This window comes from Kribbella sancticallisti, from assembly GCF_039530625.1.
In the GTDB taxonomy this organism is placed as follows: Bacteria; Actinomycetota; Actinomycetes; order Propionibacteriales; family Kribbellaceae; genus Kribbella; species Kribbella sancticallisti.
In genome coordinates this window covers 1-11,710 of the sequence record NZ_BAAAOS010000053.1, presented here as the reverse complement: position 1 = coordinate 11,710, position 11,710 = coordinate 1, and the positions used below count along the sequence as shown (strand labels likewise).

The window sequence follows — 11,710 nt, the reverse complement described above, 5'->3', positions numbered from 1 at the left end:
GAGCTGCTGAGGTGAACCCCCTGACTACCAGCGCATTCGACCTACCCGACCACCTCGCCCCCAAGGCCGACCCCGAGCTGATCACGGCTGACGAGCAGCACTTCGCGGCCATCGCGGAGAGCCTCGAGCAGTCGATCGCCGACCTGTCCGACCGTCTCGAGGCCGCCCGTAAGGCGCCTGGCGGTACCGGCCAGGAGGCGATGGACCGCGACATGGAGGTGCACCGGCTGACCGCCCGCCTGCGTACCCTGCGTCGCTTCGGCCTGGACCTGTGCCTTGGGCACATGGTCAGCGAAGACAACCCGGAGCCCGTGTACGTCGGACGGCTCGGACTCACCGACAGTACGGGTCGTCGGCTGCTGATCGACTGGCGTTCCCCGGCGGCTGAGCCGTTCTTCGGCGCGACCCACGCCAACCCGATGGGCCTGGCGAGCCGCCGCAGGTACCGCTGGACCCGCGGCCGGATCAGCGACTACTGGGACGAGGTGTTCACGGCCGACGGGTTCGCCGGGCACGCCGCGCTTGACGACCAGTCCGCCTTCATCGCCAGCCTGGGCAGCAACCGTTCGCCGCGGATGCGCGACGTACTCGGCACCATCCAGGCCGACCAGGACGCCATCATCCGCGCGAGCTCCCGCGGCACCCTGGTCGTCGACGGCGGTCCGGGTACGGGCAAGACCGTCGTCGCTCTCCACCGCTCCGCCTACCTCCTGTACTCCGACCCTCGCCTCGGTCACCGCCGCGGCGGCGTACTGTTCGTCGGCCCGCACCAGCCGTACCTGGCCTACGTTTCCGACGTGCTCCCCAGCCTCGGCGAGGAGGGCGTGCAGACCTGCACCCTACGGGACCTCCTCCCCGAGGGAGCCACGGCTGCGATCGAGACCGACCCGGACGTGGCCCGGTGGAAGGCGACCGCGGACATGGTGAAGGCGATCGAGCCGGCCGTTCGGCTGTACGAGGAGCCGCCCACCAAACCGATGACGGTCGAGACCGACTGGTCCGACCTTTATCTGAGCAAGGCCGACTGGGCCGAGGCGTTCGAAGCACCCGACGCCGGTACGCCGCACAACGAGGCGCGCGACCTGGTCTGGGAAGAGCTGCTCACGATCCTGATCGACAAGTTCGACGAAGATGACGAGGAGGTGTCGGTCGACCAGTTGCGCAGATCGCTCCTGCTGAATGAGGGACTGCTCGACACCTTCAACCGAGCCTGGCCATTGATCGAACCGACCGACCTCGTCGCGGATCTTTGGTCGGTCCCCGCGTACCTCCGCCGGTGTGCGCCCTGGCTCAGCCCCGAGGAGGTCCGCCAACTGCAGCGCGAGGACGCGTACGCCTGGACGATCTCCGACCTGCCGCTCCTGGACGCGGCCCGGCAGCGCCTCGGCGACCCGGAGACGTCCCGACGCAAACGCCGCCAAAAGGCAGCCGCTGCCGCCGAACGCGAACGCATGGCCGACGTCATCGACAACATCATCCAGGCTGACGACGACAACGAGGGCTGGGTGCCGATGCTGCGCGGCCAGGACATCCAGAGCGCCCTGGTCGACGAAACTGCCCTGCCCACCGCAGACCCGGACCTGCTCGCCGGCCCGTTCGCCCACATAGTCGTAGACGAGGCTCAGGAGCTCACCGACGCGGAGTGGCAGATGCTCCTTCTCCGCAACCCCTCCCGCAGCTTCACCATCGTCGGCGACCGAGCCCAAGCCCGCCACGGCTTCACCGAATCCTGGCAAGCCCGCCTGAAACGAGCCGGCCTCGACCGAATCGACCTAGCCGGCCTGACCATCAACTACCGCACCCCCGAAGAGGTAATGACGGAGGCCGAGCCAGTCATCCGAGCCGTCCTGCCCGACGCCAACGTCCCCACCTCAATCCGCACCAGCGGCCTCCCCGTCGTCCACGGCTCGGTGGATGATCTGCCCACAATCCTCAACACCTGGCTCACAGACCGCACCGACGGCATCGCCTGCATCATCACCACAGACCCCGCTGCCGTCCCCTTCCCAACAACCCCCCGAGTCCGCTCCCTAACCCCAGAACTCTCCAAGGGCCTCGAGTTCGACCTGGTAATCCTCATCAACCCAGCTCAGTTCGGCAGCAACATCGAGGGCGCAGTAGACCGCTACGTAGCCATGACCCGAGCAACCCAACAACTAGTAGTCCTCACCACCCCCTGATCCCCCCCAACGACAATGGGGCCGGTCGCACCGCGACCGGCCCCATTCGTCTTCATTCGTCCAGAGATGCCCCACATACTCGGTGAGCGGTCACGCAGCTCACTATCAGATCTCCCCGGCCGACGACGACTTCAGCGGCCGAACGCCCAGGCCACCATCAGCGGGAACTCGGCTTGCCAGAACGGGTCGCCGTGGTTTCCGATCCGCTCGGTCATCTGGACGTCCGCATCGGCATCTCGCAGTGCGTCCGCCCACCGGGTCGCGTTCTCGAGAAACCATGGCTCCAGCGTTCCGGCGACAAGATAGGTGCGCGGAAGAGGGCTCGGCAGCACGGCAGGCGGGTGATAACCACCGCCGGGCGAGGCGCAGAAGACCGCGCCGTAGACGTCCGGATGCCGAAGCCCCAGGGCGAGTGCGAGCTCTCCACTCGCCGACACGCCGCACACCGCAGTACGTTCGGCCGGCAACGCGACACTGAAGCGCGTCCGCACCCAGTTGCAGACGTCGTCGACGAAGAAGCTTTCGTGGGCCGCGAACCGTTCCTCGTCGAACGACGGTGAGTACTCACGGATGCGCGCCATCTCATCCTCATCGTCCGTGCGGTGGGCCCCGACGATCATCGTGGGTGGTACGTCGGCCGCCTCGAGGTGCCCGCCCCACTGCGAGATCAGCTGACCATCACCGGCGAACACGATGGCCTCAGGGGGATCCGGCGGCACATATACCGTGACCTGCCGGCCCCCGTCGTACTCGAACGTCTCGGTGACGAGCTCTCCCGCGATCCGATCAACACGAGCCGGTTCCGGCGCCGAATCGGCACCACCGGGTTCTCCGGCCGCTTGGTCATCCATTGGGTCGTACCTCGATTCTTCAGGGTCATGTCCCCAGCGACGCGGGCCGCATCCGTAAGGCTGCTACGTCTGATCGAGTATGCGCGTCATCCAGATTGAATCGCCGCGCTCGGCATCCTCGGTAACGCGATCGCTGCGGTGGAAATCGAGCTTCTCCAGGACGCGGAACGACGCCGCATTCCACTCCCGCACGGTCGCCCACAGTCGCCGCCGTCCCGTCCGAGCCGCGGCTTCGACAACCGCACGCGCGGCCTCCGTGGCAAAGCCGTGACCGCGAGCTCGCCGCGCCAGGTGGTACGCGATCTCGGGTTCGTCGAAGGACCCCTGGCCGACGGTCAATCCGCAGTACCCGATGAACTCCCCCGTGTCTCGCCGCTCGATCGGCAACAACCCCAACCCGCGATCCGCCGCCAGCGGATTGCCGACGAGCCACCCACGAATGTCCTCGACCGTCGGGCGCCCCTCCGCGTCGATCCGCCGTAGCGCACGTGGATCCCGCTCAAGCCACAACCCGCGGTACTCCTCAGCATCCGACGGCAACCATCGCCGCAACCGCAGCCGTTCGGTCGTCAACTCCGCCGGCAGATCCTCATACGTCCCCACCCCACCAACCTAACCCGGAGACGGTCGTCGCCATCGATAGAGAAGCGATACCGCCACAACACCGCGTCAGTGCGGTGTCACTGCGGGAGTCAGTAGTTCGAGGGCGCGGTCCGTCCATCCGTCGCGCGGTGATCCGAATCTGAGGACTTCTGCGAGATGGGCGCCGACCAGTAGGCCGAGCACGACGTCGGGGTCGATGTTTGCGTGGAGTCGCCCCGTCTCCCTGTCGGCGTTCATCAACTCGGCGAGCGTACTCAACCGGGTAGCCAGTCGTGCGCGCACCGCTGAGGTGAAAACGGGATCGCTGTTGGCGATGACGGCGGCGGTGCCGCCGGGCCCGAGCCGGTTCTGCAGGATGTCGCTGATCCGGTCGAGAACCCATCGCAGCTTCTCCCTGACCGGGAGGTCGGGGGCCAGGGGAGCGGGGTCGATGAGTTGCTCCAGGACCGCGTGCATCAGCTCGTCTCGGCTGCGATAGCGGCGGTAGATCGTCGTGCGGGCAACGCCGGATCGGGCCGCGACCGAATCGATGTTCACTGCGGCTGGGCCTTTGCTGCGCAGCAGCTCGAGTGCCGCCTGGATGATGCGCTGGTCGGTCGACTCGAGCCGCGGGCGGCCGCGGCCGGTTGTGCTGTGGGACATGGGTTCAGTCTTCCCGGGAATAGATGTGCGTCGATTTACGCTACACCCTCTGTAGCGATGAAAAGCCGTTATCACTTACCTGAGGAGGAGTCCCATGGCGAAGAACCAGAAGACCTACGACTACATCATTGTGGGAGCGGGAGGCTCGGGCGCTGTGCTCGCAAGTCGCCTGTCCGAGGACGAGGGCACTTCGGTGCTGCTGATCGAGCGAGGCGGCAAGAGCTTCAACCCGATGCTCTACATCCCCAAGGGATTCTTCTTCACCCTCAAGTCCGACAAGCTCACCACGACGTACTCCGCGGAGCCCTTTCCGAGCGGGTACGCCGAACCGTGGCAGCGGGGGCGTGGACTGGGTGGGTCCACGGCGGTCAACGGAATGATGTACGTCCGCGGTCAGCAGGCCGATTACGACGCTCTCGCAGCGGCCGGCAACCCGCAGTGGGGCTGGGAGCGGGTGCTTCCCGCGTTCCGCGCAATCGAGGACCACTCGTTGGGCGCTTCCGCCATGCGAGGCGCCGGCGGACCGGTCGGGATCAGCGTGCCGGAGGACAGTGACGACGAGACGGTACGCCTGTTTTTGGAGTCCGCGGAGAAGGCGGGCTGGGAGTACGTCGCGGATCTCAACGCCCAGGATCAGCAGCAGATCGGTTTCACGCCGTCCACGATCAAGAACGGCATCCGCCAGAGCACTGCCAACACGTTTCTCTGGCCGGCCCGTAGGCGCAAGAACCTCACCATCGCCACCGGTACCAGCGTCGGTCTGCTTCGCTTCGACGGCCGGCGGGTGGTTGGCGTGAAGGCTCGGCAAGGTGAGCGGCTCGTTGACTACACCGCTCGCAAGGAGGTCATCATCTCCGCCGGCACGATCGAGACGCCGATGCTCCTGGAGCGCTCCGGCATCGGACGAGGTGAAGTACTGAGCAAGGCCGGAGTGGCGCTCCGCGTCGAGGCTCCGAACGTAGGCGAACGGGTCATCGAGCAGCATGGCGTCGCGACACAGGTCCGCTTCAAGCGGGAGATCGGCCACACTCTGGCGCTGAGCTCGAAGACCAAGCAACTGGCCCAGGGTGCGCGGTACCTGCTGACTCGCGAAGGCCCGGTCGGCACCGCCGGCTACGACCTGATGGCGCACGTCAGGTCCTCGCCCGAGGTGCAACGGCCCGATATCCAGGTGGTTGCTACACCCTTCGGCCTGGACTTCTCCGCGGGACTCAACCCGTCCGAGGAGCCGGGCATGTATCTACTGGGCTACCAGATCCGGCCGAACACGCGCAGCTCGATCCATATCAGCGATGCGAGTCCTGGATCCAGTCCAGTCATCCAGGCCAACTACTTCCAGGACGAGGAGGATCGTCGAGTCACCGGCGCCATCGTCGACCGGTTGCGCGACGTCACTTCGCAGGAGCCGTTGGCGAGTGAGATCGCCTTCGAGGAGTTTCCCGGCCGTGAGGTGCGAACATCCGAGCAGGTGCTGAAGTTCGCTCACTCGCCGGGCAGCACGATCTACCACGCTGTCGGATCCGCCGCCATGGGGCCGAACGACGACGACGTTGTCACCCCGGACCTGCGGGTGCGAGGCGTCGAAGGCCTCCGAGTGGTGGACATCTCGGTCCTGCCGACGCAGGTCTCCGGCAATACGGCGGCGCCTGCGATGGCGATCGGCTGGCTTGCGGCCGACCTCATCCGCAACGCGTGATCATGGCCCGGCGGCGCCACCTGAACGGGTCGGCGCCCCGGGCTCCCACGTCGTCATTGCGCGGTCTGTTTCGGAGGCATCGGATTGGCCTACCGCGCACAGGAGCGTGGCTCGGTCAAGAAGGCGCCCGGTGGTGGCCGGCGCGCCACGGAACATGGCATTGAGCAGCGGCCCGCCACGGCCGCCGTTGCCTTGGGTACAGGATCGGACAGGAACGTGTGTCTTGCAGCCTGCAGCCGATCGGCCTGACGCGTGGGTCGGTCGGGAACCGCTGTGATGGACGTGCCGGGATGGGTGTGGAGTCTCACGGTCCTGGTCATCTTCACCAGCTTCCGGGGTTCCGCGCGAGGACCAGCAAAAGGCGCTGCTGTTGGGGACCACGTTCTCGCTGGTCGCGCGCATGCCTACGGCGTCAGCGATTCGCGTCGTAGCGTCGGTAGAGCGCGGCTATGGTTCCGTCGGGATCGAGGGTGCCCAGGATCGAGTCGGCGATTACGGTCAACTGTGCGACCTGCTCAGGTGTCAACGCGTCGATCACGTGCTGCCTGACCGTGGCGACGTGACCTGGTGCTGTCTCCTGCACCTTCTCCCAACCGTCCGGAGTCAGCCGCGCGTTGGTCGCGCGGGCATCCTCCGGACACGGAAGGCGCTCGATCAGGCCCCGGTCCTCGAGTCTCCTGACGACGTGGGACAACCGGGGCAGGGTGGCGTTCGTCTGAAGCGCAAGGGAGGTCATGCGCAAGGTGCGGTCCGGAGCCTCCGACAGCATGGCAAGGGCGTAGTACTCGAAGTGCGTTAGGTCCGCGTCCCGCCGCAGTTGCGAATCGAGTACTCCAGGCAGGAGTTCGAGTACCGCGGCCAGCCGCACCCACGCAGCGAGTTGTCTGTCGTCGAGCCACCGAGTCGTCACAGGACCATTCTTCCAGCGAATACTTGTCACTACAACTATCATGTTGTACAGTAGTAGTTGTAGCAACAACTATTCAACGTTCAAGGAGTGATCATGGCACACGTCAGCATCATCGGCACCGGAAACATGGGACAAGCGATCGCGAGCGTCGTCTCCAGGGGCGGCAACACCGTCGAGCTGCTCGGCTCCACCGACAAGGATCAGCGGATCACCGGTGAGATCGTCGTCCTGGCCGTCCCGTACCCGGCCGTGGCGCAGGTTATCGCCGAGCGCGGTGACCAGCTCGCCGGCAAGATCGTCGTCGACATCACGAACCCGCTGAACTTCGAGACCTTCGACTCGCTCGTCGTTCCCGCTGACGGTTCGGCGGCGGCCGAGATCGCTGCGGCGCTGCCGCAGTCTCGGGTTCTCAAGTCCTTCAACACCAACTTCGCCGCGACCTTGGCGTCCGGTTCCGTCGGCGATGCTCCGACCACCGTGTCGCTTGCCGGTGACGACGCCGATGCCAAGGCGTTGCTGGCCGGTGTCGTCACCGCGGGTGGCCTACGCGTCGTCGATGCGGGGTCCCTCAGCCGCGCCCGCGAACTGGAGGCACTCGGCTTCCTTCAGCTCACCCTCGCGGTTGGCGAGAAGATCTCCTGGACCGGCGGTTTCGCTCTCGTCTGACATGCCGCTGATCCGGAACTCGTCAGCGGATCACTTCGCGTCATGGCAAACCGGGCCAGCGGCCTCGGCCGTCGTACGGGTGTGCCGGGCCGTTGAGGTGCAGTTGTGGTAGCACAATGGCAAGGACCTAACCGCGACTTCCCCGACGGCCAGGCCACGATGGCTGCCTAGCTCGAGGTGGGCTGTGTGCTGGATGGAGAGCTGGCGGTGTGGGCCATTGACCGGATGGACTTCGACGCGTTGCAGCAGCGGATGGTGAAAGACCGCAGCGACCGTATGGTCGCCGCCCGGCGCCGGCGCAGCTCGCCTCGCTGATGGTCCTCGACCTTGTCGGTGTACCCCAGGTTGAGGCGCATAGATTTTCCAGGTCTTTTCGCTCCGGCCGCTGACTGCCACAGTCCGGTCAGGTCCGGCTTGATAGATATCAGCCGGCGAATAAGCGCCGGAACTCGGCGCGGTGGGCGATAGCGCTTTCGCTAGGGCTGCGCCAGGGCGAGGCGCTGGGGTTGAGGTGGTCAGACATCGATTGAGGACCGGTGTTCTGAAGGTGCGGCGGAGCTTGAACCGGCCGAAGTACAAACACGGCTGCGCCGACAAGCCGTGCGGCCGGAAGCCGGGGTTCTGCCCAAGTCGTCAGAAGGCACGGCCGGACACCGCGCCGACGAATTCCCGCGCGGGGCGTCGGACGATTGGCCTGCCGCCCGCGCTGACCAGGATCTGCAGGAGCACAAGAGAGAGCAGGACGCCGAAAGGCGATAGCTCGGCAGCTCTGGAAGGACGAAGGGTGGATCTTTGCCAAGCGAACCGGTGAGGCGCTCAGTCCGAACATGGACTACCGAGGGAGATCCTGGTGGCTGCCGGGATCCGGAACGGTCGGCTGCACGATGCCCGACACGCGGCAGCAACGGTTCTGCTGATGCTCGCAGTACCCGAACGGGCGGTGATGGACCTCATGGGTTGGCCAGCGTCATCAATGGTGAAGCGGTACCAGCACATCACCGCGCAGATCCGGGATGGGCATCGCTGCCCGGCTCGGTGGCTTGATCTGGGATGAGCCGAAGACCAAGAAGAAGCGCAAGAAGTCCAAGCGCAAGGCGAAGGGCAAGGGCGGGAAATCGGAGCCGGACGAGGGCGCTGCGGGCCTGCAAATCTCCGTCTGAGACGGCCTGTTGAGGCTGCCGTTGAGACTAAGCAGCAAAACGGCCCGGTCGCTGATGCGACCGGGCCGTTGCTGTGTTCGTCCCCTGGAAGTGACCACGTAGAGCGCTGACCAGCGGAAACACCGATCGGGTGGCCACTCAGCGGAGTGGCGGAGGATACGAGATTCGAACTCGTGAGGGGTTGCCCCCAACACGCTTTCCAAGACCGCAAGTCATCGTTCACCAGCGTTCGGGAGCCCTTCGAGAGCCTGGATCCCGCGAGCTGCGACCTCTAGCGAACAGTCCCGAACGATGGCGGATGAGACCCACATTGAGACCCAGTTGCGCGCAGATTCCGGCCTCTGCGAGCTGGGCATCCGATGACCTGCTCCCTGCGACGCAGAGCGGAGGGCTACGGCCGGGCGCGCGCGAACTGGCAGACTGCCTTGAGAGCAACCAGATAGAGGGGGCCTCCCAGTGACTCAGGATTTCGAGCGGGGTCACATCGTCGCGCACGGTCCGTCTACGCGCGTTGTGCAACTCACGACAGGCGAGCGTGTCTCATTCGCTCCCGAAGCGTTGGAGGGCATGGTTCGGCAGGCTCGCGAATCCTTCATAGCGATGAATATCGAACATCTCAACATGCTTCCGCCGATCGGCAGATGGTCGGACGGCGAGGTCAAAACCTTGGAAGACGGTGAGCAGCAGCTCCTGCTCTATGGAGAGTTCTTACAGCAGTACGTCGCGAAGAGCGAATTCGATGACCCGTTTCGACCCGAGGTGCTGAGCGAGCAGGGCGCGCCCGAGATATTGACCGCGTCGATCAGCGCGGAAGCCCGGAACTTTGACCCCGAAGTGTGGCGGGACGCAGTCGACGAAAGTCCGCTGCCTGTGAAGGAGACGCACAAATGGTCTGATCTCCCGCCTCTTGAGTGGGTCCTGGTTGTGCCGGTGGCTTGGGGAGCCGCGAAGTTCATGGGCAGCTTCCTGGAACGCCTTGGCCAGGAGGCGGCGGAGGCGGTTGTCGCGTGGTTCAAACGAACGTCGCGCAAGGCGCGAGATGCGGGCCGGGACCGCTACGTGACAATATCCTTCGAGCTAGACGACGATAGGCAGGTAAGCGGATTCATCCCATTCGCTGCAGCTGATGATGACATAAGTTATGTTCAGGCTGCGCTTGGCTCGGCCGGAATGCTTGCAGAGATTGCAGGTGCGCTCAATGAGGGAGCCTCCCCAGGAACGCATCAGATTACCTATTTGTGGGACGGCAGCACGTGGCAGTTGGCATGGTTCGTCAATGACGACGGTGTATTTCTCACGAAATACTTCACGGAGCACAGGCCGGACCCTGAACGATTCCTAGGTCGTCCGATGTTTCCCGAGTTGCCGACTGACGATTCGGCTGATGGTTCGGGCGAACCCGCTGCGGGTCATTAGCGTCGTTGGTGTCGAATAGATATGGAATCAGCGGTGGTGCCGCTCAACCGACGCATGACGGCTTATCGGAGTGCGGTGGCAATCTCGTTCATCGTCTTGACCACGATGTCCGCTCCCGGCAACGCGAGGGCATCTGCCTCACCTGGCGTGTGGGGCATCGCCGATCGTGTGTGCCCGAGCGGCTTGCCGTTCGCCTGAACACGAGTAGGACCGCATCGCGTGCGGAGGCAGCCGCATCTGACCGCGAGGTGGCGGACGAGGCGCACGCGGTTCTCAGGGCTCCACGCGCGCGCCTCGTCGTCCTAGGCCTCCTCCAGCTCCGCCCGGAGCCGGGAGGCAAGTCGCTCTACTTCTGCCCTGGGAATGGCAGTGCCGGCATGTCTGTCTAGGAGCCTCTCGACTGACATGGCGGCGCTGCGGATACCTTCGTCCCAGCCGTCAATAAAGATCCGCTCGCACCACGGCAGCCTCTCGAAGAGCCTCATTCCTCGTCCAGCCATTCCGCTCCGTCAGTGGTCCGGTGATAACCCTTGTGCTCGCCGAGGATGCACGGCATCCCGGTGTTCGGGTGGAGGCCATCACAGACGTCAATGCCTGCCCACTCAACTCCGTCCAGGTCGCGCCCCGTCCGTGTGCCGTTCATGGGCCCAGCTTGGCGACCACAGAGCGTGAGATCACCAGTTCCCGCGTATCCCTCGTGCTCAGGATGCAGGGATACAAACCCATGGGAGACACTTACAGGGTGACCTTCGGAGACCGGCTGAGGGAGTACCGGCAACACCGAGGTTGGTCCCTGGCCGACCTCAGCAAAGCCACGCATTACCACCGGTCATACCTCTCGAATCTGGAGAACGGCCGCAAGCTCCCGAACGAGGACCTAGCCCGCGTATGCGACGAGGTACTACGCGCCAAAGGCGAACTCCTCGCGGCCGCCAGAGGTGACACCGTCTTGAAGCTCGATCAGACGCCATGGCAGACGGCTGAGCTCATCCAGAGAATGCAAGCCAGCGACACCACCGCAGGCACACTCGAAAGCCTCCACTCAACGGTTGAAGAGCTGTGCTGCCAGTACAACCACCGCGACGCCCTAGAGCTGCGCCAGGAGGCGCACAGTTGGCTTCAGCACGTAGCAGGCCTCCTACGCCGCCCAGTCGGCCTGAAAGCCCATGCAGACCTTCTGGTCGCGGGTGGATGGCTTGCCCTGCTTGCCGGGTGCGTCGAATATGACCTGGGGATGCGAACGGCAGCAGAGTCCACCAGGACCGCAGCTATGCAACTAGGTCTAGAGGCCGGCCATCCAGAGATCGCCGGTTGGGGACACGAGATGACCGCCTGGTTCGCCCTCACGCAAGGTCGTTTCCGGCAAGCCATCGATGCTGCGCAACGAGGGCAGGCCGTGGCTCAACGCAGCAGCGTGCATGTGCAGCTCATCGCCCAGGAGGCCAAGGCCAAAGCACGCCTCGGAGAGGCTGGCCTGCACACGCTGCTTGAGAGCGGCAAAGAGATCCTCGAACACCTGCCGTACCCCAGGGCCTCGGCAAAGTCGCGCTTCATGACGTGAGCAGCGCCAGTGGGCGTCGGTTGTC

At 65.1% G+C, this 11,710-nt stretch carries 14 protein-coding genes; 8 read left to right on the top strand and 6 right to left on the bottom strand.

The features are described 5' to 3' along the window. The first annotated feature begins 11 nt into the window (after nt 1–11). Nucleotides 12–2,180: an RNA polymerase recycling motor ATPase HelR gene (helR, locus tag ABD255_RS32615; RefSeq protein ID WP_344220649.1), complete on the top strand. Its 2,169-nt coding sequence runs from the start codon at nt 12–14 to the stop codon at nt 2,178–2,180. A gap of 131 nt (nt 2,181–2,311) precedes the next feature. Here helR and ABD255_RS32610 read toward each other — a convergent pair whose 3' ends face one another. The 3 genes from ABD255_RS32610 to ABD255_RS32600 form a co-directional block, all read right to left on the bottom strand. Then, complete coding sequence (locus ABD255_RS32610) at nt 2,312–3,031, bottom strand: alpha/beta hydrolase-fold protein (protein WP_344220648.1); 720 nt, start codon at nt 3,029–3,031, stop codon at nt 2,312–2,314. 63 nt (nt 3,032–3,094) lie between these two features. Further along, nucleotides 3,095–3,634 (bottom strand): GNAT family N-acetyltransferase, encoded by a 540-nt coding sequence (locus ABD255_RS32605; RefSeq protein ID WP_344220647.1) that lies wholly within the window; start codon nt 3,632–3,634, stop codon nt 3,095–3,097. Nucleotides 3,635–3,700: 66 nt separating this feature from the next. Next, the gene (locus tag ABD255_RS32600; RefSeq protein WP_344220646.1) at nt 3,701–4,276 is read right to left on the bottom strand and encodes a TetR/AcrR family transcriptional regulator; all 576 of its coding nucleotides are present in this window, start codon (nt 4,274–4,276) and stop codon (nt 3,701–3,703) included. A 94-nt stretch (nt 4,277–4,370) separates the two neighbouring features. Between ABD255_RS32600 and ABD255_RS32595 the strand changes: the two genes are divergently transcribed. Beyond that, on the top strand, nt 4,371–5,972 hold the full coding sequence (locus ABD255_RS32595) for a GMC family oxidoreductase (protein WP_344220645.1): 1,602 nt from the start codon (nt 4,371–4,373) through the stop codon (nt 5,970–5,972). Between the two features lie 412 nt (nt 5,973–6,384). Here ABD255_RS32595 and ABD255_RS32590 read toward each other — a convergent pair whose 3' ends face one another. Next, nucleotides 6,385–6,882: a MarR family winged helix-turn-helix transcriptional regulator gene (locus ABD255_RS32590; RefSeq protein ID WP_344220644.1), complete on the bottom strand. Its 498-nt coding sequence runs from the start codon at nt 6,880–6,882 to the stop codon at nt 6,385–6,387. Nucleotides 6,883–6,975: 93 nt separating this feature from the next. Between ABD255_RS32590 and ABD255_RS32585 the strand changes: the two genes are divergently transcribed. The 5 genes from ABD255_RS32585 to ABD255_RS32565 all read left to right on the top strand — a co-directional run bounded on the left by ABD255_RS32585 (nt 6,976) and on the right by ABD255_RS32565 (nt 10,124). Next, entirely contained in the window at nt 6,976–7,548 is a 573-nt protein-coding gene (locus tag ABD255_RS32585) for an NADPH-dependent F420 reductase (protein ID WP_344220643.1), read from the top strand. Nucleotides 7,549–7,734: 186 nt separating this feature from the next. Beyond that, nucleotides 7,735–7,863, top strand: a complete 129-nt coding sequence (locus tag ABD255_RS32580) for a hypothetical protein (protein WP_344220642.1) — start codon at nt 7,735–7,737, stop codon at nt 7,861–7,863. A 535-nt stretch (nt 7,864–8,398) separates the two neighbouring features. Then, nucleotides 8,399–8,602, top strand: a complete 204-nt coding sequence (locus ABD255_RS32575) for a tyrosine-type recombinase/integrase (protein WP_344220640.1) — start codon at nt 8,399–8,401, stop codon at nt 8,600–8,602. Continuing rightward, nucleotides 8,562–8,708 (top strand): hypothetical protein, encoded by a 147-nt coding sequence (locus tag ABD255_RS32570; RefSeq protein WP_344220828.1) that lies wholly within the window; start codon nt 8,562–8,564, stop codon nt 8,706–8,708. Before ABD255_RS32575 ends, ABD255_RS32570 begins: the two co-directional genes overlap by 41 nt. A gap of 600 nt (nt 8,709–9,308) precedes the next feature. Further along, nucleotides 9,309–10,124 carry a hypothetical protein gene (locus tag ABD255_RS32565; protein ID WP_344220639.1) on the top strand — a complete coding sequence of 272 codons (816 nt, stop codon included), beginning with the start codon at nt 9,309–9,311 and terminating at the stop codon, nt 10,122–10,124. A gap of 302 nt (nt 10,125–10,426) precedes the next feature. Here ABD255_RS32565 and ABD255_RS32560 read toward each other — a convergent pair whose 3' ends face one another. Both ABD255_RS32560 and ABD255_RS32555 read right to left on the bottom strand, forming a co-directional pair. Beyond that, nucleotides 10,427–10,609, bottom strand: coding sequence for a hypothetical protein (locus tag ABD255_RS32560; protein ID WP_344220638.1), 183 nt, complete (start codon nt 10,607–10,609; stop codon nt 10,427–10,429). Continuing rightward, on the bottom strand, nt 10,606–10,767 hold the full coding sequence (locus ABD255_RS32555) for a hypothetical protein (protein WP_344220637.1): 162 nt from the start codon (nt 10,765–10,767) through the stop codon (nt 10,606–10,608). Before ABD255_RS32555 ends, ABD255_RS32560 begins: the two co-directional genes overlap by 4 nt. A 99-nt stretch (nt 10,768–10,866) precedes the next feature. On the opposite strand from ABD255_RS32555, the gene ABD255_RS32550 reads away from it, so the two are divergent. Further along, a complete protein-coding gene (locus ABD255_RS32550; RefSeq protein WP_344220636.1) occupies nt 10,867–11,685 on the top strand; it encodes a helix-turn-helix domain-containing protein in 819 nt (272 codons plus the stop codon). The last annotated feature ends 25 nt before the right edge of the window (nt 11,686–11,710 follow it).